The organism is Candidatus Methanoprimaticola sp. MG2, assembly GCF_047501175.1.
Lineage (GTDB): Archaea > Thermoplasmatota > Thermoplasmata > Methanomassiliicoccales > Methanomethylophilaceae > Methanoprimaticola.
In genome coordinates this window covers 14,054-39,103 of sequence record NZ_JBEQWH010000010.1, presented here as the reverse complement: position 1 = coordinate 39,103, position 25,050 = coordinate 14,054, and the positions used below count along the sequence as shown (strand labels likewise).

General features: G+C 57.8%; 22 protein-coding genes and 1 tRNA gene. 15 read left to right on the top strand and 8 right to left on the bottom strand.

All coding sequences use genetic code 11. The annotated features are described in order from the left end of the window. Together V5D86_RS07930 and V5D86_RS07925 are read right to left on the bottom strand one after the other, a co-directional pair. Positions 1-1,332 (bottom strand): ATP-binding protein, encoded by a 1,332-nt coding sequence (locus V5D86_RS07930; RefSeq protein ID WP_414596145.1) that lies wholly within the window; start codon positions 1,330-1,332, stop codon positions 1-3. Between the two features lie 146 nt (positions 1,333-1,478). After that, positions 1,479-2,993, bottom strand: coding sequence for a DEAD/DEAH box helicase (locus V5D86_RS07925; protein WP_414596144.1), 1,515 nt, complete (start codon positions 2,991-2,993; stop codon positions 1,479-1,481). 225 nt (positions 2,994-3,218) lie between these two features. On the opposite strand from V5D86_RS07925, the gene V5D86_RS07920 reads away from it, so the two are divergent. Next, entirely contained in the window at positions 3,219-4,652 is a 1,434-nt protein-coding gene (locus V5D86_RS07920) for an ATP-binding protein (protein WP_414596143.1), read from the top strand. An 8-nt stretch (positions 4,653-4,660) separates the two neighbouring features. Here the strand turns inward: V5D86_RS07920 and V5D86_RS07915 are convergent, their stop codons facing one another. Next, entirely contained in the window at positions 4,661-4,960 is a 300-nt protein-coding gene (locus tag V5D86_RS07915) for a hypothetical protein (protein WP_414596142.1), read from the bottom strand. A gap of 78 nt (positions 4,961-5,038) precedes the next feature. Here V5D86_RS07915 and V5D86_RS07910 point away from each other — a divergent pair, with 78 nt between their 5' ends. The 4 genes from V5D86_RS07910 (at position 5,039) to larC (ending at position 11,006) form a co-directional block, all read left to right on the top strand. Then, positions 5,039-7,069 (top strand): DNA topoisomerase VI subunit B, encoded by a 2,031-nt coding sequence (locus V5D86_RS07910; RefSeq protein ID WP_414596141.1) that lies wholly within the window; start codon positions 5,039-5,041, stop codon positions 7,067-7,069. A gap of 16 nt (positions 7,070-7,085) precedes the next feature. Further along, on the top strand, positions 7,086-8,150 hold the full coding sequence (locus tag V5D86_RS07905; protein WP_414596161.1) for a DNA topoisomerase IV subunit A: 1,065 nt from the start codon (positions 7,086-7,088) through the stop codon (positions 8,148-8,150). Positions 8,151-8,371: 221 nt separating this feature from the next. Further along, entirely contained in the window at positions 8,372-9,718 is a 1,347-nt protein-coding gene (locus V5D86_RS07900; RefSeq protein ID WP_414596140.1) for an ATP-binding protein, read from the top strand. Positions 9,719-9,761: 43 nt separating this feature from the next. Continuing rightward, positions 9,762-11,006, top strand: coding sequence for a nickel pincer cofactor biosynthesis protein LarC (gene larC / locus V5D86_RS07895; RefSeq protein WP_414596139.1), 1,245 nt, complete (start codon positions 9,762-9,764; stop codon positions 11,004-11,006). Here the strand turns inward: larC and V5D86_RS07890 are convergent. Beyond that, positions 10,983-11,252: a hypothetical protein gene (locus V5D86_RS07890; protein ID WP_414596138.1), complete on the bottom strand. Its 270-nt coding sequence runs from the start codon at positions 11,250-11,252 to the stop codon at positions 10,983-10,985. The genes larC and V5D86_RS07890 overlap by 24 nt on opposite strands. Before the next feature lie 384 nt (positions 11,253-11,636). On the opposite strand from V5D86_RS07890, the gene htpG reads away from it, so the two are divergent. Next, positions 11,637-13,547 (top strand): molecular chaperone HtpG, encoded by a 1,911-nt coding sequence (htpG, locus tag V5D86_RS07885; RefSeq protein ID WP_414596137.1) that lies wholly within the window; start codon positions 11,637-11,639, stop codon positions 13,545-13,547. Between the two features lie 48 nt (positions 13,548-13,595). Here the strand turns inward: htpG and V5D86_RS07880 are convergent, their stop codons facing one another. Next, entirely contained in the window at positions 13,596-14,858 is a 1,263-nt protein-coding gene (locus tag V5D86_RS07880; RefSeq protein ID WP_414596136.1) for a nitrogenase component 1, read from the bottom strand. Further along, entirely contained in the window at positions 14,855-16,993 is a 2,139-nt protein-coding gene (locus V5D86_RS07875; protein ID WP_414596135.1) for a nitrogenase component 1, read from the bottom strand. The genes V5D86_RS07880 and V5D86_RS07875 overlap by 4 nt, the downstream gene beginning before the upstream one ends. 197 nt (positions 16,994-17,190) lie before the next feature. Here V5D86_RS07875 and V5D86_RS07870 point away from each other — a divergent pair, with 197 nt between their 5' ends. Then, positions 17,191-17,907: a hypothetical protein gene (locus tag V5D86_RS07870; protein WP_414596134.1), complete on the top strand. Its 717-nt coding sequence runs from the start codon at positions 17,191-17,193 to the stop codon at positions 17,905-17,907. Between the two features lie 4 nt (positions 17,908-17,911). Here V5D86_RS07870 and V5D86_RS07865 read toward each other — a convergent pair whose 3' ends face one another. Further along, positions 17,912-18,490, bottom strand: coding sequence for a flavodoxin family protein (locus V5D86_RS07865; RefSeq protein WP_414596133.1), 579 nt, complete (start codon positions 18,488-18,490; stop codon positions 17,912-17,914). 105 nt (positions 18,491-18,595) lie between these two features. On the opposite strand from V5D86_RS07865, the gene V5D86_RS07860 reads away from it, so the two are divergent. From V5D86_RS07860 to V5D86_RS07845, 4 genes are all read left to right on the top strand, one after another. After that, positions 18,596-19,333, top strand: coding sequence for an ABC transporter ATP-binding protein (locus tag V5D86_RS07860; protein ID WP_414596132.1), 738 nt, complete (start codon positions 18,596-18,598; stop codon positions 19,331-19,333). Further along, a complete protein-coding gene (locus V5D86_RS07855; RefSeq protein ID WP_414596131.1) occupies positions 19,312-20,514 on the top strand; it encodes a SufB/SufD family protein in 1,203 nt (400 codons plus the stop codon). Before V5D86_RS07860 ends, V5D86_RS07855 begins: the two co-directional genes overlap by 22 nt. A gap of 70 nt (positions 20,515-20,584) precedes the next feature. After that, on the top strand, positions 20,585-20,983 hold the full coding sequence (locus tag V5D86_RS07850) for a hypothetical protein (protein WP_414596130.1): 399 nt from the start codon (positions 20,585-20,587) through the stop codon (positions 20,981-20,983). Positions 20,984-21,050: 67 nt separating this feature from the next. Then, complete coding sequence (locus V5D86_RS07845; protein WP_414596129.1) at positions 21,051-21,404, top strand: hypothetical protein; 354 nt, start codon at positions 21,051-21,053, stop codon at positions 21,402-21,404. Here the strand turns inward: V5D86_RS07845 and V5D86_RS07840 are convergent. Continuing rightward, positions 21,394-21,795, bottom strand: coding sequence for a VOC family protein (locus V5D86_RS07840; protein WP_414596128.1), 402 nt, complete (start codon positions 21,793-21,795; stop codon positions 21,394-21,396). The genes V5D86_RS07845 and V5D86_RS07840 overlap by 11 nt on opposite strands. 98 nt (positions 21,796-21,893) lie before the next feature. On the opposite strand from V5D86_RS07840, the gene V5D86_RS07835 reads away from it, so the two are divergent. The 4 genes from V5D86_RS07835 to V5D86_RS07820 all read left to right on the top strand — a co-directional run bounded on the left by V5D86_RS07835 (position 21,894) and on the right by V5D86_RS07820 (position 25,039). Then, positions 21,894-21,966 (top strand) — tRNA-Asp (locus tag V5D86_RS07835). 138 nt (positions 21,967-22,104) lie between these two features. After that, positions 22,105-23,139: a hypothetical protein gene (locus V5D86_RS07830; RefSeq protein ID WP_414596127.1), complete on the top strand. Its 1,035-nt coding sequence runs from the start codon at positions 22,105-22,107 to the stop codon at positions 23,137-23,139. A 68-nt stretch (positions 23,140-23,207) separates the two neighbouring features. Beyond that, positions 23,208-24,254, top strand: coding sequence for a FecCD family ABC transporter permease (locus V5D86_RS07825; RefSeq protein WP_414596126.1), 1,047 nt, complete (start codon positions 23,208-23,210; stop codon positions 24,252-24,254). Further along, a complete protein-coding gene (locus V5D86_RS07820) occupies positions 24,251-25,039 on the top strand; it encodes an ABC transporter ATP-binding protein (RefSeq protein WP_414596125.1) in 789 nt (262 codons plus the stop codon). Before V5D86_RS07825 ends, V5D86_RS07820 begins: the two co-directional genes overlap by 4 nt. The last annotated feature ends 11 nt before the right edge of the window (positions 25,040-25,050 follow it).

The window sequence follows — 25,050 nt, the reverse complement described above, 5'->3', positions numbered from 1 at the left end:
TCAGAGGAACATCGCCATGTAGACGGGGATGTATACCAGGTCCCCGTCCACGCGCAGGTCCTTCGTGTGTACCACATACATCTGGTCGATCCATTCATCGTACTTGTCGGCATACCGGTCCAACGATGCATGCTTCGTCGATTGACCCGATTTTACCTCTATCGGCATCACGCGCTTCGAATCGGCTATGAGGAAGTCCACCTCATACGACCTCCTGTCGGTCTGATCGACAAACCGGCCGAACCAGAGATGATGACCTGATGCTACCAGGGCCTGAGCGACCGCGTTCTCCAGAAACATGCCCTTGTTTATGCCCAGCCTACCGCTCACCAACGCCTTGTAGATGTCACTGCGGTCTCCCGAATTGGACATGAACGTCGAAGTTATCAACAGTCCCGTGTCCGCCATGTATAGCTTGAACATGGACTCGTCGACGCTCAGAGCCATCGCGGGACTCGGGTCGGATATCCTGAAACATCCGTTGACCATCTTAGAGTCCATCAGCCAATTGACGGCCTTGATGTACTCGCGTGTGCGGCTGTCCTTCCTGATCGCCGAAGGCGTGAATCTCTTCTCATGCCTGGACAGCATCGCGGGGAGCCTTGTAAGAATCTGTCTGGTCTTGGGCCCGAGACTGGCGCCGCTCTTCTCCGTATCATCCAGATATAGGTTCAGGATCCTGGTCTTGGACTCCTCCACCCTATCGAAATTGTTGGTCTCTATGAATTCGGACACTGCCTGGGGCATCCCTCCGACCAGCATGTACTCCGTGAACTTCCTCATCACGGTATCATGGACCTCGTTCAGAGGGGTCCTGTCATCGAACGACCTCCGGAGCAGTTTGGAAGTGACCATGTCCCCTGTTGCCCACAGGAACTCCTCGAAATCCATCGGATTCATCTGTATGCGGTCCTCCTCCGAGGGTATGAGTATCTCCCTGGATGTCCCGCGTATCGAGACGAGCGAACCCGTCTCGATGTAATAGTAGCGGCCATCCTTCACGAGATGCTTGATCATCTGTCTGGCAAATGGGAAGAATTGGATCTCGTCGAACACTATGACGCTCCTCTGCTCGAACAGTTCGACCCCGAATTCCAACTGAAGATATAGGAAGAGCGAGTCCAGGTCGTTGCTGTACCTGTGGAACAACCCTGTGACATCCTTGGAGGCTATGGAGAAGTCTATCAGCAGATAGCTGTCGAATTCGTTCCTGGCGAACTCTTCGACAACAGTGGTCTTGCCAACACGGCGAGGACCCTCTATGAGGAGTCCGGTCGAACCTTTGCCGGCCTTCCATTCCATGATCCTGTCGTAGACCTTCCTCCTGAACATAGTTCATGTGAAAGTCTTACGGACTAATAAAACAATCATGTCTGGATGCACGTATTCCGAACTTGTTTCATGGAAAATATACACGTAGCGACAACTTCCGAAACATGAGATATACACGTAGCGACGACTTTCGAGCATCGCCCGTGTCAGACGCGGTCCTTCATCTTGACCTTCTCGGGCGCACGGATCGCATGGACGCCGACCGGGCCGAGACGCCTGCGCTCCGCATCCCTAAGAACCTTCTCGACATACTCCGATGAGACCTCCACGAAGGATGTGCGCTTCCCAAGCCCGATACGTCCGATGGCCTCCCTCGGGACACCGACCTTGTTCGTCAGGAACTCGGTGATGTCGTTGCGGGACACCCCGTCGGACTTCCCGGCGTTGAGGGATATCTGCTCGTACACGCCCTCCGCGCGCTGGGGCTGGACAGGCCTGCCCTTCGCCTTGGCGGCACGCTCCGCATCCCTGGCATCGCGCGCCTCCTGGATCATGCGGACCTTCCCCTCGTGATATTCCTTCACCTCAGGACTGGAGAAGTCCATCCCTGCGATCTTCTTCGGGTTGATCTTTGCGATCCTCACACCCGTGTAATCCTCGTACATCTGGACCCTGCGGTCCTCCCTGGGGGTGACGAAGGACACCGCGAACCCTCTCTTCCCGGCCCTTCCCGCCCTCCCTATGCGGTGGGTGTAGGTCTCCGGATCTGTAGGGGTGTCGTAATTGACGACGCACTCTATGTTGTCGATGTCCAGGCCCCTAGCGGCCACATCCGTGGCCACCAGTATCGCCATCCTGTCGTTCCTGTATGCGCGGATGGTCTTCTCCCTGCGGCTCTGCGGCATGTCCCCATGGATGGACCCCACGCGGAGACCGTCCTCTGACATCCTCGATGCGAGGTCGTCCACCATCTTCTTCGTGGCGCAGAACACCAGCGTCTTCGGGTCGTTCTTGGAGACGATGTGGCGGAGGACCTCGTACTTGCGGTTCCTCTCCACGATCACATAGCTCTGCTCCACCAGGTCGGAGGCGGGGCACTCAGGGGATATCGAGACCTCCTCAGGAGAGTCCATCCACCCCTCCGCGACCTCGCGGACCTCGTCCGAGAACGTGGCGGAGAACATCAGTGTCTGACGCTCGGACGGGAGCATGCCCACGATCGTGCGCACCTCCTCGGTGAACCCCATGTCCAACATGCGGTCCGCCTCGTCGATGACCAGCTCGGTTATCCCGGAAAGGTCCAGGACCTCCCTCTCGCACATGTCGATGACCCTGCCGGGCGTCCCGACCACTATGTCGCATCCTGCCGAGAGCCTCCTCATCTGATCGGAATACGGAGCCCCGCCGTAGATCGCGACGACCCTGTGACGGGTCTCCTTCGAAAGGGCGTACATCTCATGGGAGACCTGGTCCGCCAGCTCCCTCGTGGGGGACAGCACCAGGACCGTCGGGACCCCTGGTCCGGGACGGGTCCTCGCCAGGACGGTGAACGCGAACGCGCCGGTCTTCCCGGTGCCGGTCTGAGCCTGTGCCAGGACATCCCTGCCCGTGATGCCCACGGGGATGGCCGCGGCCTGGATGGGGGTCGGTTCCGTCCATCCCATCCTCGCAGCCGCTTCGCAGAGATTCTTGCCTATACCGAGTTCGCTGAATGAAGTCATGATAAATCGCCTCACGGAAAATGTCAGTGGGCGACAGCTTCCAGCTCTGAATTGCCTCCTGTATAAAAAGTATGGAGTCCGGGCCGCGATTGCCGATAGGAATGACTAATAATAAATTACTTTCAATATTGAAAATAGTTGAAATAACTTTCAAATTTGAAAGTAAATTAAATAACTTCATTTTGTGAAAGTAATTTTATCTATATTGAAATCCTTGAACAATCCATGGCATTCATAGGCAGAGATCGCGAGTTGGAGAGTCTGAACGACCTGTACTCCAGACGGGGAGCCACCACCTGTGCGATCTATGGAAGAAGGCGTATCGGAAAGACCAGCCTTCTGACAGAATTCTGCAAAAACAAGAGATCTCTCTACCTCACAGCATTGGGTGTGACACAGGAGACCACGATGGATGATTTCGGCTTCGATCTCAAAGCCTTCTTCAATGATGATATCGAACTGCCGAAAAATCCCCATGAACTGGTTGAACTGCTCTCAACCATTGATGGTAATGAGAAGACAGTAGTGGTTCTGGATGAATTTCCCAATCTCGTCAAGGTGTTCCCTGAGACGTCTGCAGTGTTCCAGAAGTACATCGATCACAGGATGAAGCAACAGAACATCATGCTCGTGATCTGCGGTTCGTCGATGTCCTCCATGGGACATGAGTTGAATGATGTGAGAATGCCGTTGTTCCACAGATTCCCATTACAGATGAAACTACAGCCTCTCCCTTACAGGGAGGCCCGCAGGATGAGCCCTGGTCTGAGCGAGGAGGACAGGATCAGAATTTATTGCATAGCATCCGGCATCCCGCTGTACCATGAGATGTTCGGTTCGATGACCCCCAAGGATGGCATCGAGAAGATGTTCCTCGGAAAGACCTCCTGGATGGTTCTGGAAGCGGACAACGTGGTCTCGATGGAGCTCAATCCTCCGGAAGTGTACTCGTCCATCCTCACATCCATTCGCAGAGGTGCCTCGCTGGAATCGATCGTAAACTCCGCCGGCATCAGCGAGAGTAGTTGCTGGAGAGCCCTCAACAACCTGATCACTCTGGGATTCGTCGAGAAGGACGTGTGCTTCGGGAAGAAGAGGAAGACGCTGTACAAGATCGGGGAGGGATTCATCGGATTCAGGTACGATGTGCTGATCAGGAACGAGAACCGCATCGCGATGATGGATGCCGACCGGGCCTATGACGACATCAAGACGCAGATAGACTCGTTCTACGGCCATCGGTTCGAGAGCATCTGCAAGGAGTACGTCGCATCGACGGAGAACTGCCGGAGCATCGGCTCCTGGTGGGGTGCCGTTCCCGTCACCACGGACGGCCGGATCATGAAGGACGAGAAGGGCAAGGTCGTGACGGAGGATGCGGATATCGACATAGTCGCGATCACCACCGAGAACGGTCTCGACCGCATCCTGCTCGGGGAGTGCAAGTTCACGAACAAGCTGACCGGGATAAGGGAGCTTGAGAGGCTCATCCAGCGCGGGGAGGTCATCCGCGAATGGCCCTCCAATCGCAGGTACATCATGTTCTCCCGCTCGGGATTCACGGATTCCCTGAGGGACTACCTGGAGGAGCATGGGGATATTGATGTCAAGCTGGTCTCGATGGACGATATTAAAGAATGGGCGGAATCGTCGGAATGAGAGGATCCTCATCTCAGCGAGTCCAGGCTCCCGTACACAACCCTACACACGGCGAGGACGTCCCCCAGTGGGCACTCCGGCTCACCTCTGAGCTCCCTGACCTCTGTCGGGGTGTACACGAGAAGGTCGAGATCCCTGCCCGGTTTCCCCATCGCATCCCTGACCTCGGCATTCCTGCGGGCCCTCGAGGTTATGGACGATTCCATTATCACGAGGATGGCGGTCTCGCCTGCGTATGTGGCGACAGCGATCGGCAGACATCTCTTGACGATGTTCGACACCGCACGGTCGAGGTTCCGGGACGACATGATGCTCCCAATCACTCGGAAGTATATCGTACTGCCGAAACCCCAAGCTTAAGACTGCGATCGCAATGTCGTCCCCGGATGCCCTCTGAAGATTCGAAGAAAGAAACCGCCGAGCCCGGCGGCAAGAAAGTGTCCATCGCGCACAAGATGGCCACGAAGCAGCAGGAGATCTCCGTGACGGAGTTCTTCGAGAAGAACAAACAGATCCTGGGGTTCGATTCACGCTCCAAGTCCCTGCTCATGGGCATCAAGGAAGCGGTCGACAACTCGCTGGACGCGTGCGAGGAGGCAGGTATCCTCCCTGACGTATCCGTGAGGATCGACAGGCTCAACGACGAGGACTACAGGATCCTGATCGAGGACAACGGGCCCGGTATCGTCCACAAGATGATGCCCAACGTCTTCGGACGCCTCCTCTACGGCTCCAGGTTCCATGCCCTCAGACAATCCAGGGGACAGCAGGGTATCGGTATCTCCGCTACCATCATGTACGGCAACATCACCACGGGGAAGCCCGCGCACGTGATATCCAAGATCGAGGGCGAGGACGAGGTCGCGTGGCAGATGGACATCGTCATCGACACGAAGACCAACCGCCCCATCGTCACCAACGACAAGGCGTTCGAATGGGAGGGACACGCCCACGGTACGAGCATCGAGTACACGATCAAGGGCAGGTACATCACCGGCAAACAGTCGGTCTACGAGTACCTGAGGGACACCGCCATCGTGAACCCACATGCGCAGATATCCTTCCGCGACCCCGAGGGCAAGGGCTTCGTCTTCGAGAGGGCGACCGACATCATGCCCCCGAAGCCGAAGGAGATCAAACCCCATCCAGAGGGCATGGAGATAGGTGACCTCCTGAAATATGCCGGGAACACGTCCCAGAAGACGCTCAAGGCGTTCCTCAAGAACGACTTCTCCAGGATCACCGACAGGATCGCGACGGAGATCTGCGATAAATCGGGGATCAAGGCCGAGAAGAATCCCAACAAGATCGACCGCGACGACGCGGTCGCCATACTGAAGGCGATAAAGGAGGTCAAGATCATGGCCCCTCCGACGGACTGCCTGTCGCCGATCGGGGACACGCTGATCAAGAAGGGTCTGATGCACGTCCTGGAGGGGATGCGCCCGGACTACTACGCCACCCCTGTCACCCGCTCGCCGAAGGCCGTCAACGGCAACCCGTTCGTCGTGGAGGCCGGCATCGTGTACGGAGGGGACATCCCGTCCGACGGACAAGTCCAGATCCTGAGGTTCGCGAACCGCGTCCCGCTGCTCTACCAGCAGGGCGCATGCGCCATAACCAAGGCCATATCCGAGCTCGACTGGAGAAGGTACGGACTGGAACAGAGGGGCGGGAAGGGCATCCCGTACGGACCGGCCATAATCCTGGTCCACGTGGCGTCCACGAAGGTCCCGTTCACGTCCGAGGGGAAGGAGGCGGTAGCGTCCCTTCCCGAGCTCCAGTCCGAGATCGGGCTGGCCCTCAGGCTGTGTGCCAGGAACCTCAAGAGCCATCTGAACAAGATGGAGAGGAAGAAGAAGACCCATGCCAAGTTCGAGATCGTACAGGAGATCCTGCCGGACATGGCGAAGAAGGCGGCCGAGCATCTCGGCAAGCCCGTCCCCAACCTCGACAGGACCATCACGAAGATCATGAACGTGGTCTGGGTGGAGCCCACCGTGAAGAAGGTGGACAAGAAGACCCGTGCGATAACGTACACGGTGTACAACTACACCAACCAGCAGAGGACGTTCATGGTCCATGCCCAGCTCCCGAAGGAGGCCGTGAACCTCACGCTTTTCGGGCACGAGTACTTCAAGGACATGAACGAGGAGGGGAAGGCTAACTGGACCATCTCGGACCTCCCCCCGTCCGAGCGCGCGACGATAACGTTCGAACTCGTCGGAGAGCTCGCGGACACGTTCGATGCCGATGACGTGTACTTCTCCGGGCTCAATCCGGCCATGGTCATGGGCGCGGACCAGCTCCCGGGCGACTGGGGGATAAAGGGTATGGAGATCGTGGAGACGGACGACTACGTCGAGGACGTCGACGAGGAAGAGAAGGAGGAGGTTGAGGATCTTGGCGAGGACTGACAGACAGAAGGAGGCCATGGAGAGCCTCACGGGGCTGGTCAGCCAGCTCTACGACCAGCTGGACGAGGGGGAGATCCCCGCGATGCAGCTCCCCCTCAGGTCGAAGAGGAACATCGAGTTCGACCCCAGGCACAACGTCTGGAAGTACGGGGACCTCAAGACGTCGCGTACGGCGAAGACCGTGAACGGTGCGACCATGATGCTCCGCACGGTCTACACGGCGGACTTCATCAACGAGATGATACGCGACTCCAAATCGTCCACACTGAGGGAGATGTACTACATATCGGAGGGTTGGCGCAACGCCAAGTTCCACTCCCAGGACGAGAGCAACCTCCTGGCGGAGGACCTCGAGACCATAACCAGCTGCATGCGCGAGGACTTCAAGCTGAGGCCGGAGGAGTCCGGGGCCCACATCTACGGCGACATCAACTTCACCACCCAGACCAAGAAGGGCATGAAGAAGATGAACTGCATCGACGATGTCTCCGAAGCAGGGTTCGCGGTGCCGTACAAGGTGGAGGACGACACGTTCCAGATCGACCCCGGGAACACGAAGTTCGTGATGGCCATCGAGACAGGAGGAATGTACGCCAGGCTGATCGAGAACGGGTTCCCCGAGAAGTTCGGATGCACCCTGGTGCACCTGTCCGGACAGCCCGCAAGGTCGACCAGGCGTCTGATCAAGAGGATGAACGAGGAGTACAACATCCCCGTGGTCGTGTTCACGGACGGCGACCCGTGGTCGTTCAGGATCTACGCGTCGGTGGCATACGGTGCGATCAAGACCGCGCACATATCGGAGTACCTTGCCACCCCCACCGCACAGTTCGTCGGGATCACGGCATCGGACATCCTGAACTACGAGCTTCCCACTGACAAGCTCAACGACAAGGACATCGGTGCCCTCCATGCGGAGCTCACGGACCCCAGGTTCACAGACGAGTTCTGGGTCACGGAGATCCAGGCGATGCTCCAGATGGGAAAGAAGGCTGAACAGCAGGCCCTGGCCAAATACGGGCTCGACTTCGTCACGGACAGCTACCTTCCCGAGAAGCTCACGAACATGGGCATCCTTTGAAACCGCGGGCGAAGGCCCGCATTCCCTTCTCCATGAACGGCCCGCCACGGACCTTACTCAGTCCGCGATCGGACATCGGTGCCCATCGATGAACAGCCGAACTGCGTAGTGAAAACTCGGCAAAGTGACGAATTATTTTCAGCCAAAGTGCGTAGTGAATTTTCGGCAAAGTGTTGATTTTATATTTTGAATATATATGCATTCATAAAGAGAGTAGTTGAATGGACTCGGGCATCACGACATCGTACAGGCCCAGAATAATAGATGATCAGATCGAGCACATGCTCTCGAAGATTGGTGCGATCCACCTCAAGGGCCCCAAGTGGTGTGGGAAGACCACCACTGCAGAACGCCATTCGAAAAGCGCACTTCGTCTCCAGAATCCACTTGATCCGAGAAACTACGAGGAGATCGCCAAGATCAACCTGAAATTGCTTCTAGAAGGGGAAACGCCCCGTCTAATAGACGAATGGCAGACGATACCGGAGATATGGAACGGCGTAAGGGCGATGGTAGACCTGAGAAAGGTCTACGGGCAATACATCCTTACAGGATCGTCCAGTCCCATCTACATGCCTGCCGAGAAGAACCATTCAGGAGCAGGTAGGATCGCGACCCTAAACATGCGGACGATGAGCCTGTTCGAATCGGGTGATTCGAGTGGGGCCGTGTCCATGAGATCCCTGTTCGATCCGGACACGGTTCTCGAAAGCGAATCCCGGCTTGAGATCGAGGACATCGCACGGCTCATAGTACGCGGCGGATGGCCGTCGAGCATCGTCAACAACATAGAGGATGGAGAGACCGTAGGCTGGTATTGCGATGCCATCCTAAACTCGGAGATAACCATCGACGGAAAGAGGAGGAATCGCGAGAAGATGGAACGGCTTCTAAGGTCGCTATCGCGCAACATCTCTACAGGAGCGAACAACACCACCATTCTGAGAGATATGACTGGTGACGATGAACTTCCAATCGGAGATGCATCCGATGAGGATGCATGGATCGACGAGAATACCGCAAGGGCTCCGATGAACCGCGACACTCTGCGCGATTACATCAGCATCCTGAAAAGCATCTGTCTTATCGAAGACTCCCCCGCATGGATGCCGAAACTCAGATCTGAGACCTGCATCCGTACATCGGACACGAGATATCTGACAGATCCATCCATAGGCGCATATTTCCTGGGGACATCGGCAGATGATCTCCTGTACGACCCCGAGACGATGGGATTGCTCTTCGAGAACATGGTCGTCAGGGATCTCCGCGTGTATGCGGAATCCATCGGAGGGACGGTGAAACATTACAGGGACAAGAGCGGCCTGGAAGTGGACTCGATAGTGCATTTGAACAATGGACAGTGGGGCGCGATCGAGATAAAGCTTAGCTCGCGTAATGCCAAATCCGGAGTGAAGAACCTGCTTCGCCTGAAGGAACGCGTGGATGCGGAAGAGAGGAACAAACTGTCCTTCCTGGCCGTGATCACCGGAGACGGCTATGCGTACACGGACGTGTCGAACGGTCAGAGGATCCACATGATCCCCATAGGATGTCTGAGGAACTGAGGCGTCCGCGACACTTTTTATCCATCCCCTCATTCTGGACATCATGAGCGGGACCCTCTATTTCGAATGCATCTCCGGGATCAGCGGAGACATGGCTGTGGCGGCGATGCTTGACCTGGGAGCGGACGAAGGGAAGCTCATGAAGGTCCTTGACAGCCTCGACGTCCACGGATTCTCGGTGAGGATCACGGACAAGGAGAAATCGGGAATCCTAGCGAAGGACTTCGACGTGGTGCTGGAACATGACAACCACGACCATGACCATGAATACCTGTACGGCGACGTGTGCCATCACGAGGGACACCACGGCCATGGGCACAGAGGATACGTCGAGATCGCGGGGATCATCTCCGATGCGGACATGTCCGAGAACGCCAGGGAGATCGCACTGAGGATCCTGAGGATCCTGGGGGAGGCGGAGTCCGAGGCGCACGGGGTGCCTCTTGAGGAGGTCCACTTCCACGAGGTGGGAGCGGTGGACTCGATAGTGGACATCGTCTCCCTTGCCGTATGCATAGACGACCTGCATCCCGACGAGGTCTGCTTCTCGGAGCTCTACGACGGGACGGGCACGGTCAGGTGCCAACACGGCGTTATACCCGTCCCCGTCCCCGCAGTCGTCAACATCGTCAAACGCTCCGGGATCGCACTGAGGATCACCGATTCCAAGGGCGAATACGTCACGCCCACCGGAGCTGCCTTCGCAGCATCGGTCCGCACCTGCGACAGGCCCGGATCGTTCCTCGTCGAGAAGGTGGGACTGGGTGCGGGGAAGCGCGAATCCGAGAGGACCGGCATACTCAGGGCGATGCTCATCCGTCCGAAGGACTGTGCGGACAGCGTGGTCAAGCTGGAATGCAATGTGGACGACAGCACCGGCGAGGAGCTCGGGTTCACGATGGAGAGGCTCTTCGCCGCCGGAGCGAGGGAAGTGAACTACACGCCCGTGTTCATGAAAAAGAACCGCCCGGGATGGCTGCTCACGGTCATCTGTCGCGAGGATGACAGACGCGCACTCGAGGACATAATATTCCGCGAGACGACGACCATCGGGATCCGCAGGACCTGTATGGAACGCACCGTCATGGACAGGACGACCGTGACGGTCGCCACCGAATACGGGGAGGTGTCCGTCAAGGTATGCTCCTCCGAGGGCCTTAAGAGGTTCTACCCCGAATACGAGGACGTCGCCAGGATATGCAGGGAGCGCGGAGTGCCGTTCAGAGAGGTCTATGACGCCGCGGCCAGAGGATGCAGGCGAGGATCATCGGGCCATCTCGTACTCTGACAGACAGAACTTGTAGAATCCCAGCACATCCGACGGGGACCTTCCCTTGCAGAATATCGCGGGATTCGTGCTGTAGGCCTCCCAGCCCATGCCGCATGAGCGCACCGTGACCTCGACGGGCTCGGAGAGCCTCATGTCCCATCCGTCGACCTCGCAGCCCTCGATCGATTCGGTCCAGCGAAGGCCGAGGGCCTCCTTCATCCTTTCCATGACAGCAATGTTGTTGTCGGCATCCCTTTGGAACATAACCCGGACTCAGCACGGGCCTATATGAAGCAGGCTCGAGGAATGTCAGGAACCGGGAATGGGAAAATACATCATTCGAACGAATGGAAAAGGGGAGCTGGTCCCCGGTTTGGGATCAGTTCCCGTATATGAGGTACGAACCGATCAGAATGACCGCGATGATCACGGCCGCGACGGCCATGAGCTTGACGTTTCCGGGCTTCATGACGGGCGGAATGCATCCACTAATTTATTTATGTCCCATCCAGGCAGGTCCCGCCCTCCCTCCGACATCCATTGCGGCTCCGATCCGAACATCATCCGTTCACATGGCAATAATACAAATATTATTATAGAAGTTCAGATAGTCATAGGCACAGCACCGCGGAAGCGGAGGTATGTAATATGGCAAAGAGACAGTTCAAGGCAGAGTCCAAACAGCTGCTCGACCTCATGATCAACTCGATCTACACCCATCGCGAGATATTTCTGAGAGAGATCATCAGCAACGCGTCGGACGCTATGGACAAGCTCCACTACATGGCGATGACCAGACCCGAGGATGTTGCGGTCTCCCGCGAGGATCTCAGGATTAAGGTGTCCGCAGACAAGGATGCTGGCACGATCACCGTCTCCGACAACGGCATCGGAATGGACAAGGACGACCTGGAGAAGAACCTCGGTGTTATAGCCCACAGCGGGTCCCTGGACTTCAAGAAGGAGATGGAGGACGGCAAGGACGTCGACATCATCGGACAGTTCGGTGTCGGATTCTACAGCGCATTCCTCGTCGCGGACGAGGTGACCGTAATAACCAGGAAGTACGGGTCGGAACAGGCGTACAGGTGGAGGTCCAAGGGTGCGGACGGATACACCATCGACGAGTGCGAGAAGGACTCGTGGGGGACCGAAGTCATCATGCATCTCCGCCCGGACGACGAGAACGAGAGGTACTCCGAATATCTCGAGCAGTACTCCCTCCAGAACCTGATCACCAAATATTCCGACTACGTCCGCTGGCCCATCCACATGGACGTCCAGAAGGACGACCTCGTGGAGACCGGCGAGGTCGACGAGAACGGGGAGCCCAAGAAGGAGTGGAAGACGACCATCGTCGACGAGGTGGTCAACAGCATGGTCCCCATCTGGCAGAAGTCCAGATCGGAGGCCACCGACGAGGAGTGCTTCAAATTCTACAAGGAGAAGTTCCGCGACTGGGAGGATCCCCTCTCGGTGATCCGTGTGAACGCGGAAGGGACGATAAGCTACAGGGCCATGCTGTTCATACCCAAGGTGGCCCCCTTCAACTTCTACAGCAGGGACTTCGAACCCGGACTGCAGCTGTACTCCTCAGGCGTCATGATCATGGAGAAGTGCAAGGACCTTCTCCCGGACTGCTTCAGGTTCGTCCGCGGGGTGGTCGATTCGCCGGACCTGTCCCTGAACATCTCCAGGGAGATGCTCCAGCACGACAGGCAGCTGGCGACCATCAGGGCGAACATCGAGAAGAAGGTGAAGGCCGAACTGGAGAGGATGCTCAAGGACGAGCGCGAGAAGTACCTCGAGTTCTTCAAGGCCTTCGGACTCCAGATGAAGTACGGGATGGTGGAGGCATACGGGTCCAAGGCCGACATGCTGAAGGACCTGGTCCTGTTCCACTCGATGAAGGATGACAAGCTCATCACCCTGCGCGAGTACAGGGATGCCATGCCCCCGGACCAGTCCAAGATCTACTTCGCCGCCGCCGAGAGCGTCGCGAGGGCGAAACAGCTGCCTCAGACCGAACAGGTGTCGTCCAAGGGGTTCGACATCCTGTGCCTCTCCGAGGAGGCCGACGAGTTCGCCCTGAAGACCTTGAGGGACTACGACGGGAAGGAGTTCTGCGACGTGTCCGGATCGGACCTGGACCTGGACACAGAGGACGAGAGGAAGGAGGCGGAGGAGAAGGCCGAGGCCGAGAAGGACGTCATATCGTTCATCAAGGACACCCTAGGGGACTCCGTTGCCGACGTCAAGCTCTCCAGGAAGCTGAAGACCCATGCAGTCTGCCTGAGTGCCGAGGGGGATGTCTCCCTGGAGATGGAGAAGTACTTCTCCGCGATCCCCGGAGAACAGAACAACATCAGGGCGAAGCGTGTGCTGGAGATCAATGCCGACCATCCCGCCTACGCCGCACTGAAGGAAGCCTACGAGAACGACAGGGAGAAGGCCGAGGACATGGCGAGGATCATGTACGACCAGGCCGCGCTGATCGCGGGGATGCCCATCGAGGACATCGTCGGCTACTCCGACAAGGTGTTCAAACTCTTCAAATGAGACGGGGGGGTCCACCCCTCCCCAAACATTCTATCGAGCCCCGTAGGCTCAGCTCGCCCTAACGCCGTGGAGCAGCTCGTCCATGATGTAGAGGACGCCGCGCAGACCGTACACGGGACGCGGTATGATGTCGTCGATCCCCATGGACGAGTATCCTATCGGTATCCCCACCCTGCACTCATCCGACAGCTGCATGGTCAGGGCGGCTATCCCCTCGCACAGCACCGCCCCGCAGGGCACGGGCTCCTTGTCCCACGATCCCCCGAACCCCACATCGGAAAGGAACCGCCTGAGGGCATCAGTCTCGTCAGCATCCGAACCGCGATCGGCCTTCACAGCGACAGGGGCCATGGCCAGATAGGAGTATAGCCACTCGGTCAACGGCCTTATCACGGATGCCGTCCCGGCGACCGAGAAGGTCAATCCCCTCAGCCGCAACGCGTTGTATCTCATGCCGGACAGCTTCTCGAAGATGTGTCCCCTGCATCTGTCGACGTTCGCCAGGGGGACCGCAGGATCCCTTCCCGTGAATTCCGCGACAGCCATTATCCATGCCTCGGTCGCATCCAGCCCCACGGGGGCACCGGCATCCGAACGGATCGCCGGGATCCCGAACCCCTCGTACCACTCCAGAAGCCCGGCACACATCTCCGGACAGACCACCACGTTGTACTCAGCATTCACCGACTCCGTCAGGTCCTCCACGGAGGATCCCGCGCCAGGGCACGATATGACCTCCAGACCCATGTCCGAGAGGTGCCTGCAGACCTCGTCGCGGGCCGCCTTCCAATCCTTGTCCATCAGAGACAGACCCAGGACGTTGACGGTCCCCCTCCGGACGCATCTGCGCTCGGGGCCCAGGAACTCCATCACCTTCCTCAGGGTGCCATCGAAGGAGACGGGGACCGGCACGGACGCCATGGACTCCTGGATGTGCATCGCGATCCCGCCGAGGTCGTTCTCGAGGATCGCCTTCCCGTGGTCGTCCCCGATCAGACCTGCGCCGGGGGAGTCCAGGACCACGATAAGGGATGGGGACGTCCTTCTCACCGTGCCGAGGCCCTCTCTCGACTTGTAGAACGCGCCGTTTATGAAATCGTACTCGTCCAGATAGGACGATGGGACCTGGGGGTATCCGTAGTAGTACGGCATGTAGGGATCCTCGACAGGCTCCTTGGGAAAGACAGCCGATGAGACCACCATGTGACGGACGCGGCATCCGCCGGGACCATGGAGGAAGACGACGGCATCCGATATCCCCTCGATGGCCATTATAGCCCCTGTCATCCCGTCCGGAAGTATCCTCCTCATGATCTGCCGCCCCCTCTCCATCCTTCCATCCCGGGCAGCCTCAGGGTGTTCTCCAGATACTCCACGTACTCCAACACCGGACGGTATCCCACCCCTATCCTGTTCATCTTCGCCATGACCGTGCCCTCCGGCACCTGCCTCACGATCCCCCCGATCATCAGGTCCGGACGAAGCTCCTCCAGATCCCTCATCAGGTCATCATCCGTGTAATCGTCGACATGGTCATGACGGGAGCTCTGGCGTCCTCCCGCCTTCCTCGCCGATGGGAAGAACCCGTATCTCAGGACCGACACGCCCATGTCCTCCAGCACATCGACCAGCCAGTCAAGGTTCGTCCCGATCCTCGAGACCACGATGGCCGTCCTCCCGCGCAACGTGTCGCGATGGGCGTCCAGGAATCCTCTGTACTCCGCTGTCGCCCTGGCGATCTCCCGCTCGGCATCCTCGGACCTTCCAGTCCAGGCTCCCATCTGGCGCATCCAGTCCAGATAGTCGTGCATGCCCACTGGCATGACGGCGGGGAACGGCAGCCTCCCGGTCCTCCGCGTGATCATCCCCATGAGCTCACGCGATGTCGGGGTGTCGTTCATCAGCACGTCCACCCCGGCACGACAGATCTCAGACGGCGGTCTGGGGGACCCCTCGTCGAGGAACATGCAGTTGACCCTCATCCCGAAGGCGCCCAGCATCCTGTCCAACTCCTTCCTGTGAGCGACCGACTGTACATCGAAGAATGACGAGGAGACGAGATTCACGAGACTCCCGTCCGGTTCGAGGCCTGTATCCACGGTCTCGACTATGGCTTCGGCCGCCATCATGAAACCGTCGTTGTATTCCCCTGTCATGTCCCCGTCCGCACGGACGAGGAATATCTCGACCGAAGGGTTCGATTCCATCACCGCATCCACTATGCTGAGACAGTCGTCCCCGATGATCCCCGACATGCATGTCGTCACAACCGCTATGCGCGAATAGCCTTCGGATATCGTCCTCTCCAGACAGGCCTTCAGATACAGGTTCCCGCCGAATATCGCGGACTCGTCGTCCATCATTGTGGAGCGCACGTTAATCCGGGGCGACCTCCTGAACACCCCGCGGGAGTACATCTCCAACATGGCCTTCGCGCGGGTGGTCTCCATGAGGTACGAACAGCTGACCGGCCCGTGGACGACCACGGCCGTGTCCTCCAACCTGAGGAACGCGGAGACCGCCCCGTATGCCGCGCATGACCCCATCACCCTCGTCCCCTCGATCGTCGTCCTGTGACAGCCGCCGCACCCGATTCGGGATACGGGGACGTCCCCGTACGGACGGATGGCCCTGCCCGCGGCGAGATCGGAGAGCTGGTCGTCATCCAGCGGGTGGGGGGAGGTCAGCTCCAGTCTGCCATCGCATGCGTCTACTATGCTGTCGGCGACCTTCCCGATCTCCCTGGCTATGACGCTCTCTGGAAAGAGCTCCACGACCGTATGTCCCAGGGATTCCGCCTCCGCGAACTGTCCGTCCCTCGGGACGACCGCCAATATCCTTGTCCCGGTGGCTTCGGCGAAGCTCTTCACGGCCTCATACTCGCCGTCGACACCTCTGGAGTTCAGAACTATCCCCAACATACGCGGCTTTCCAGTGTCGAAGTTGGAGAGTCCACGCATGATGTTGTTCGCGGCATACATGGCCATGAACTCGCCGGACGTGACCAGCACGACCGCATCGGCGTACTCGTTCCTCAAGGGGACCGCGAATCCCCCGCACACAACATCGCCGAGGACGTCATAGATCCGCACATCCACGTCGAGGTCGTCCGCCCCGAGCTTCCTCAATGTGTCGAACGTCGTCAGGATCCCGCGGCCAGCACATCCTATCCCCGGCTCAGGTCCGCCTGCCTCCGCGCACAGGACCCCTGCCGTGCCGGTGGCGATTATCCCATTCAGGTCCCTCTTGCCTATCGGGACCTCGCGGACATAGTCCAGCACCGTGCGCTGCGCCTTGCCATCCAGGAGAAGCCTCGTGGAGTCGTGCTTGGGGTCGCACCCGATCTGCATGACCTTCAGTCCCCTCCCGGCCAAGGCTACGGAGATGTTCGCCGACATCGTAGATTTGCCGATGCCGCCCTTACCGTATACCGCGACTTGGAACATGTCTCCCAGGAACACATTTCGATATATTAGTTGGTTGCTACATCCAACCAGCCATTGCATATACATTGTTCGCCCCGAGGTCCGACCGGGACATCGGGCGACCCATGATATGGACGGACATCTCATGCGACCATTGATGTATCCCTTCACACTTCACCGGACATCACCCGTCAGAGATGGCGGAAGGAGTGTCGGAAATGGGAATCAACATCGGTATCATGGAGATGGAAGCTCCAAGCGCCCCCTGCAAGGAGCTTCGCTCCGACATAGTAAAGGTCCACATGAAGGACGTCACTGGATTCGAGGATGCCGCCGTGTACGACGAGTTCGTCGAATACGACAAGGCGAAGGAAGCTATCTCCGACTGGGATGCATTCATCAAGAGGAACAGACTCAACGAAGATGCCGATGCGGTCTATCTCGAGAAGATCAAGAACAGTGCGGACATGGAGACACTGAGACCTCTGGCATCCCGTGTATGCACGGGCTGGGTCATCATGGACAAGGTCGATGACGGGATCAGGCAGAAGGCCATCGACGGTGCGGACGACATGGTCACCGGATGGGACCAGCTGGATTTCGACGAGATGAACGGGATGTGCGGGAACTGCCCTCTGTCCTGGGACAAGGGTCGCGGATGCATAGGCGCCTTCGGACCCGACAACAGCCTCCTGCCCGAGATCGCGGCGAGGCACGGATGCCCTATAGTGGCCTCGGTCCCGCAGTCCGTGAAGGAAGGCAGGAGGTTCACGTCCGAGGACGCGACCCAGCTCCTGAAAGAGGTGGAGATCCTGAGGGCCGCCCTCCCCGAGGAGGGGAAGATGATGGTCCGCAGGTACTCCGGCCCCGTCGACAGGATGGAGGCCGTAGCCCGCATCTCCGAGAGAGAAGGGTGCAGGTTCTTCTTCTTCTGAGGGCTCACTCGGGGTTCAGACGGACCAGGGCGTCCGTCATCCCCTCCACGAGGGAACGGACCCCCTTCATGCCCTCGCGGTCGTCCTCGTACGCAGGGGAGTTCAATGCCCTGATAATGGGCAGGGGGTTGGACCCGACGACCATGACCGCGTTCCTGAGGAGGAAGTCCACCATCTGGTTGTAGACCATGGACGCGCCGTCGTGGCCGCACACGGCGATGGCTCCGCCCACCTTCCCCCTCAGACCCAGGTCGCCCTTCTCGAAGACGAGCATCGCCCTCTCCATGAACGTCTGCAACACGCTCGGACAGGCGTTCATGTACGTGGGCGACGCGAGGAGTATGGCGTCCGCGTCCCTCATCTTCTGGAGTATGTCGTTGAGGCCGTCGTCCTCGTCATAGCATCTGCCGTCGCCGCGGATCTCGCATGTGAGACAGACGTTGCAGTTCATGAGGCGGTACTCGTAGATGTGCACCGTATCCATCTCGATGCCGTCCCTCTCGAACATGTCTTGGATGTCGTTCAGGATGTTGCTGGTGTTCCCCATTGGACGGGGACTTCCGTTGATGGCGAGGACCTTCATGCGCCTGCATCCCCGATACATCCCTTTAACTGTTCGCCTTTAATCCCACTAGTTTAATATGGATTGAATTATTCACACCGTTATAGGTGTCGCAATATGCCCGAAATGCTGAAAATCGTCGACCTTCACGCGGAGGCAGGTGACAGGGAGATCCTCAAGGGAGTCAACCTCACCGTGGAGGAAGGCCAGACTTGTGTCCTGTTCGGACCCAACGGATCCGGTAAGTCCACCCTGATGGCCACCATCATGGGATACAGCACCATCAAGGTGACCTCTGGAAAGATACTCTTCAAAGGGAAGGACATAACCGACCTTCCCGTGGACGAGAGGGCCAAGATGGGGATCGGCATGATGATGCAACGTCCCCCCAACATATACGGGGTGAAGCTCGGGGACCTGATCAAGGCATCCGCCCCGGAGAACGGGGACACGGTGATCGAGGGGGCTGACAAGTTCAAGATGGAGAACTTCCTGGACCGCGAGGTCAACGTCGGGTTCTCCGGAGGGGAGATCAAGAGGTCCGAGCTCCTCCAGCTCACCGCCCAGAAGCCCGAGTTCATACTCCTGGACGAACCGGAATCGGGAGTCGACCTGGAGAACATCGACCTCATAGGAAACAAGGTCCATGACCTCCTGTACGACACCTGCCCCGGAAGCAGGAGGCACGTCTCGTCATTGGTCATCACCCACACCGGCCAGATCATGGACTACATCGGTGCGGACCGCGGATACGTTATGAAGAACGGCAGGATCCAATGTAGCGGCAACCCGTTGGAACTGCTCAGGGAGATCAAGAAGAACGGTTACGGAGAGTGCGACGCATGCAAGATCATCAAGCTGTGAAGGACGCGCTGTCCAGGAAGGGCGCGTTCGGTGCGGACATCGACCTGGACAGGTTCGATGAGGGAAGCAAGGAGTCGGTCGTCATCGACGACCTCGAGAGCTCGGACTACAAGAAGTACATGGAGCGCGTCGGCGTGGTCGCCGACGAGATGGACCGTGCGGGCACCCTGCTGTTCATCGACAATGCTCCGAGCCACTGTTCCACCAAACCTCAGGAGGGTCTCGAGATGATGTCCCTCCAGCAGGCCCTGAAGGCCCATGACGGCCTGAGGGACTACATGTGGAAGGCCGTGGACCCGACCAAGGACAAGTACACCGCCAAGAGCTTCCTGGAGGATGCCGACGGGTACTTCATACGTGTGAAGGCCGGACATCACATCAAGGCCCCCGTGCAGACGTGCATGATGCTCAACACCGACAAGAGCATCCAGAACGTCCACAACATCGTCATAGTGGAGGACGACGCGTCCCTGGAGATGATCACCGGGTGCTCCACATCCCATCATGCCGACGATGCGCTGCACGTGGGAGTGTCCGAGATCTACATCGGCGACAACGCCGCGCTGACATTCTCCATGATCCACAGCTGGGGAAAGCAGACGGGAGTCCGTCCCAGGACTGGGACCATCGTCGGGAAGAACTCGGCCTACACCAACAACTACGTCATACTCAATCCGGTAGGGACCCTCCAGAGCTTCCCCTCGGCCACCCTCGGTGAGGGGAGCAGCGCCCTGTACAACACCATGTGCATCGCGCACGAGGGATCCGACATCGATACGGGCGGGATGGTATACCTCAACGGCAAGAGGAGCAACGCCCAGATCATGAGCAGGAGCATCTCCATGGGCGGACGCATGTGCGCCCGCGGAAGGCTCATCGGTAACGCCCCGGAGGTGAAAGCCCACCTCGAGTGCAGGAGCATCATCATGAAGGACGGCGGCTCCACCAGTGCCGTCCCCGAGCTCGAGGCGCACGTCGCGGACGTGGAGATGACCCATGAGGCGGCGGTCGGGAAGATCGCACAGGACCAGATCGAGTACCTCATGTCCCGCGGACTGGACGAGGACCAGGCGGTCAGCATGATCGTCAGGGGATTCCTCTCCGGAAGCATAAACGGGCTTCCGCAGGAGCTCCAGAACCAGCTCAACGATGCGATCGCAAAGGCGAACCTTGGCGATTGAGTACAAAAACTGCGGGTCCTCCCGAAGGAAGACCCGCGATTCTTTTAATTATTATAACCATAACATACACATGAGTGACAATCTGTACGAGCGTCCCCTACTCATAACGCTCATAGGAATCCTCTTTGGTCTGATTGCCATCATAGGGATAATCGGTGGCATAATGATCGTGATCGGCGGTGAATCGATCCTGATCGAAGCAGGCTACAGCGAATATTCGGGGTTCGCCGCGGCGGCGGGAGCAGTGTTCCTGGTCCTCGGACTGGTATATCTGCTGATCTGCATAGGCTTCTTCAAGGGCTGGCCCATCATGTGGTACCTCGGCGTGTTCTTCTCCGTGATCGGAGTGCTCATGTGCCTGGTATCGCTCCTGACCGGATCGTACTACATGGTCGTGGGTGTCGCCATATATGCGGTGATACTGCTGTATCTGTTCAGGGACAACGTCAAGCTCTATTTCCTGGGCTGACGCCACGAACGCGATGAAACGGGGCAACTGCCCCACCCTTTTTCTATCTCCTTTGCTTCATCAGGGTATGTCTGAATCTGAGCGCCCGCTCTCGTCCCTGATAATGGCGGCCCTCCTGATCATCGGAGGACTGATAACATTCGGGTCCGGAGCAGGATATACGGACGAACCCAGCGTTCACATCGTGGTGGCCATGCTCGACATCATCGCCGGCCTTATGCTGGTCGTCGGAGGCGTATGCTGCATCATCGGGAGACCGGCCCTGTGGAAGATCGTGTTCGCATCCCTTGTCGCGGAGATCATCGCCGGGATAGGGATGATGACCGTCACGATACCCGGCGGAGTGATACTGATCGCCATCAGCGCAGCGTTCATCTGGTGGCTCCACTCGATATCCATCAGGAGATGGTTCAAAGTTTGAACTCCGCACCACCCTCTATGACCCTTATGACATTCATGTCAGGGTCGTAAAACGCAGTGAATGTTCCGAGCGGACCCTTTGTCGGGTCCGTCCGGAACCTCACCCCTTCGTCCATCAGCCTCCTCCTCGTGTTGTACGGGGAGTCCACCATCAGATACACGCCGGGATCGATGCCGGTCTTCTCCGAGAGCTCCAGGACCATCCTGCACCCATAGCGTGACAGATATGCATGATTCCCGTCACGTCCGAGAAGCGTCATTCCCAGGACATCCGTGTAGAAAAGGACGGCCCTGTCCAGATCGGACACGGGCATCGTCACCGCGAATATCGCTTCCGGAAGTCCTTCCGTGGTATATTCGAACTCTCCGCCGTTCGGATCTCCTAGGGGCATGGATGGACATGACGGTGCGATTATATGGTTTCATCAGGAGCCGGATGTCTGGCTATGTAGAAATCATTAAATACATCCTGAGTATACCACGGATTACTGCCCTGGTAGTGTAGCGGCCTATCATGAAGCCCTGTCGAGGCTTCGACTCGGATTCGAATTCCGACCAGGGCGCTCATCTCCCTTTTTTGGAGATGCGCGGTTTTGATGCATCGATTCCTTGAGATCGTCCTTTCGCATAATGCTTTATATCACCATGATATGGAAGATTCAGTAATACGAATTTTAAATTCGTATGAATCGAGTGATAGAATGGATGCAAAACTACTGACACTTGTCGTTGTCGGAGTGTTTCTGTGTACCCCCATGGCATTCGTCGACACCGATGCCGCTGACCCCGGATTCGACATCACGGACGATGATGGCAATGTGTTCCATTTTGAGGGTGCCGCGAACAAGATAGTCGCATGCGGACTAGGTACCGTGCTGACCATTGCCGATGCAGGAGCGATATCCAAAATAGTGGGTGTGGACAAGTATTCCACATATGAGTACACCAAGAACGAGAAACTCAAAGACCTTGATTCGATAGATCTGAAGAGCTTCTATGGGGAGACCAACCACTCCGGGATAAAGACGGAACTGATCAACATGGTGGATTCGGGGAAGCTTTCCCTGGATGATCCGATAATCCTCACAACCTATGAAGCGAACAAGATTCTGAAGGAAGACCTTCTGGACCTGGGATTCACCCATGTGTTGAGATGGGCCACCACCAGCCTCGGATCGTATGATGACCTCATTAGCTTCGTGAAGAACGTCACAATGATCGCCACTGGTGAGGAAGGCACGACGATCAGGGACATGGAATCCAAGGTCGATCAGGTCACATCGGTGGTTTCGAACATCCCTGAAGACAAGATGAGCAAGGCTCTGACGGTCTGGTGCAGTGCGTCGGGAGACGTCAAGGTGACCAACAAAGGAATCTCCCACAGCATGATCGGCGTATGCAATGCGACCCATGTGGGGTACGATGACAGCAAGGGATCGTACTACGGGGATGTCAATACTGTGATCAGCCTTCTCGAGGAGAATCCGGGAACGGTCATATTCCTAAGCGACAAATGGGCAAGTTCCGGTAAGACCATCGAAGACTTCCGCAACGAGATTCTCGCAGGAAATACGGACTTCAAGATCGTCCAAATGGGCCCACAGTGGAACAACTACTGTCCTGAATCCGCCGACGGACTCTTGGAAATGGCCAAAGCCCTATATCCCGAAGAGTTTGGAGTGACACCGGAAGATGATCCCACGAACAGCAACGGAAACGGCAACATGACCATGTGAGTCATCGCCCTCATCGCAGCAATCATAATAGGTGCAGCGGCATACGTGGCCTTCAAGAGGACTCACAAATGAAACTGAAGACCAGAGCTGCAGGAAAACACACGTTCAGCAAAACGGTGCTGACCCTGGCCGCTCTGGTCATTCTCCTCATCGCTTTCACCCTGATGGACCTTGCTTGGGCAGGTACGAGGACCCTCTCGCTCGGAGAGGTATGGGCCGCCCTCATGGGCAACGGCACCTGGGGGACCGAAGCCATAGTGATAAATCAGAATCTCCCCCGCATCCTTACCGCGATATTCGTGGGTGCGGGATTGGCAGTTACCGGATGCGTGATGCAGGCGGTTTTCAGGAACCCCCTTGCAACTCCGTACATCCTGGGACTGTCATCCGGAGCATCGGTGGGTGCCGCCATCGCCATACTGTTCTCCATCCCCCTGATACCGATAGCGATAGCACAGCCGGTTATGGCTTTCCTCATGTGTCTCCTGACGACACTGCTGGTCTACACGGTCTCAAGGTCCGGCGGCTCGATGGTCAGGACAGAGACCCTCGTGCTCGCGGGAGTGGCGATATCGTCCCTGTTCTCCGCAGTAGTATCGTTCCTGACGTACATCGCGCCCAGCGAACAGATGGGAGACATAGTCTTCTGGTCCCTCGGCAACCTTGAGAAGGCGGATATCGGCGATGTCATGATCATAGCGACGGTCGTCATAACTGGCATCGTTCTGATGCTCACCCAGAGCAGGAACCTGAATGCGATGATGATCGGAGATGCCCATGCGATGGATCTGGGGGTGGATGTGCGCAAGGTACGCATAGGGCTCCTGATCGTATCGTCCCTGGTCGTGGCGGCATCTGTCGCATTCGTAGGGACGATCGGATTCGTCGGACTTGTCATACCGCATATCCTCAGGATGATCCTCGGCCCTGACAACCGCATCATCATCCCGATGAGCATCGTCGGAGGGGCGACGTTCCTGATGATCGGCGATTGGGCCGCCCATGCGCTATCGCCGTTATTCGGAGTGCTTCCCATCGGAGTCGTCACGGCCCTGGTCGGGGCCCCGTTCTTCATATACCTCCTGTGCAGGAAGAAGAAGGAGGTGGGATGGTGAACCCTCTCGAGGTGATGGACCTCGGGTACGAGTATTCCGAGAAGAAGGTCCTGGAATCCATATCGTTCAATGTGAGGCCCGGCGAGATCCTCGGGATACTGGGCCCGAATGGATGCGGGAAGACGACCATGCTGAAGAACCTCAACAGGAACCTGTCCCCTCACAAGGGATGCATACTCCTGGATGGGACCGACCTCGAGGAGATGCACAAGAGGGACATCGCGAAGAGGATCGCATCGGTCCCGCAGTCCAACGAGATACGCTTCGCATTCACCGTCAGGGAGATGGTGGAGATGGGCAGGATGCCATTCCAGGAGGCATTCCGCGGGAACTCGTCGGAGGACGAGAGGATCGTCGACGAATCCATGGAGCTCACCGGGATCTCGGGGATGTCCGACCGCCTCATCAACACGATGAGCGGCGGCGAGAGACAACGCGTGATCATAGCCCGCGCCATCGCCCAGTCACCGGAGATCATCCTGATGGACGAGCCCACACTGCACCTGGACATAAACATGCAGTTCGAGGTGCTAGACCTGGTGTCGGACCTTGCCAAGAGGAAGGGACTGACGGTCATCATAGTCTCCCACGACCTCCCGATGGTCGCCAGGTACTGCGACAGGATGATCCTGATCCATGACAGGACGGTCTATGCGGAAGGTACGCCCGAGGAGATCCTGACTCCCGAGAACATGCGCACAGTGTTCAACATCGATGCGAAGTTCGAGATCGACGAGAGGGGCATGAGGACCGTGAGACTCTTCGGCGCCTGTCCCAGACGCTGACGGTCGGCCGA

Excerpts from the sequence above, each read along its gene's own strand:
- larC (WP_414596139.1), top strand. The coding sequence starts at position 9,762 with ATGAGCGGGACCCTCTATTTCGAATGCATCTCCGGGATCAGCGGAGAC.
- V5D86_RS07845 (WP_414596129.1), top strand. The coding sequence starts at position 21,051 with ATGTCTGAATCTGAGCGCCCGCTCTCGTCCCTGATAATGGCGGCCCTC.
- V5D86_RS07875 (WP_414596135.1), bottom strand. The coding sequence starts at position 16,993 with ATGTTCCAAGTCGCGGTATACGGTAAGGGCGGCATCGGCAAATCTACG.
- V5D86_RS07825 (WP_414596126.1), top strand. The coding sequence starts at position 23,208 with ATGAAACTGAAGACCAGAGCTGCAGGAAAACACACGTTCAGCAAAACG.
- htpG (WP_414596137.1), top strand. The coding sequence starts at position 11,637 with ATGGCAAAGAGACAGTTCAAGGCAGAGTCCAAACAGCTGCTCGACCTC.
- V5D86_RS07910 (WP_414596141.1), top strand. The coding sequence starts at position 5,039 with ATGCCCTCTGAAGATTCGAAGAAAGAAACCGCCGAGCCCGGCGGCAAG.
- V5D86_RS07915 (WP_414596142.1), bottom strand. The coding sequence starts at position 4,960 with ATGTCGTCCCGGAACCTCGACCGTGCGGTGTCGAACATCGTCAAGAGA.
- V5D86_RS07855 (WP_414596131.1), top strand. The coding sequence starts at position 19,312 with ATGCAAGATCATCAAGCTGTGAAGGACGCGCTGTCCAGGAAGGGCGCG.
- V5D86_RS07840 (WP_414596128.1), bottom strand. The coding sequence starts at position 21,795 with ATGCCCCTAGGAGATCCGAACGGCGGAGAGTTCGAATATACCACGGAA.
- V5D86_RS07900 (WP_414596140.1), top strand. The coding sequence starts at position 8,372 with ATGGACTCGGGCATCACGACATCGTACAGGCCCAGAATAATAGATGAT.
- V5D86_RS07930 (WP_414596145.1), bottom strand. The coding sequence starts at position 1,332 with ATGTTCAGGAGGAAGGTCTACGACAGGATCATGGAATGGAAGGCCGGC.
- V5D86_RS07925 (WP_414596144.1), bottom strand. The coding sequence starts at position 2,993 with ATGACTTCATTCAGCGAACTCGGTATAGGCAAGAATCTCTGCGAAGCG.
- V5D86_RS07865 (WP_414596133.1), bottom strand. The coding sequence starts at position 18,490 with ATGAAGGTCCTCGCCATCAACGGAAGTCCCCGTCCAATGGGGAACACC.
- V5D86_RS07905 (WP_414596161.1), top strand. The coding sequence starts at position 7,086 with ATGGAGAGCCTCACGGGGCTGGTCAGCCAGCTCTACGACCAGCTGGAC.
- V5D86_RS07880 (WP_414596136.1), bottom strand. The coding sequence starts at position 14,858 with ATGAGGAGGATACTTCCGGACGGGATGACAGGGGCTATAATGGCCATC.
- V5D86_RS07870 (WP_414596134.1), top strand. The coding sequence starts at position 17,191 with ATGGGAATCAACATCGGTATCATGGAGATGGAAGCTCCAAGCGCCCCC.
- V5D86_RS07860 (WP_414596132.1), top strand. The coding sequence starts at position 18,596 with ATGCTGAAAATCGTCGACCTTCACGCGGAGGCAGGTGACAGGGAGATC.
- V5D86_RS07850 (WP_414596130.1), top strand. The coding sequence starts at position 20,585 with ATGAGTGACAATCTGTACGAGCGTCCCCTACTCATAACGCTCATAGGA.
- V5D86_RS07890 (WP_414596138.1), bottom strand. The coding sequence starts at position 11,252 with ATGTTCCAAAGGGATGCCGACAACAACATTGCTGTCATGGAAAGGATG.
- V5D86_RS07920 (WP_414596143.1), top strand. The coding sequence starts at position 3,219 with ATGGCATTCATAGGCAGAGATCGCGAGTTGGAGAGTCTGAACGACCTG.
- V5D86_RS07830 (WP_414596127.1), top strand. The coding sequence starts at position 22,105 with ATGGATGCAAAACTACTGACACTTGTCGTTGTCGGAGTGTTTCTGTGT.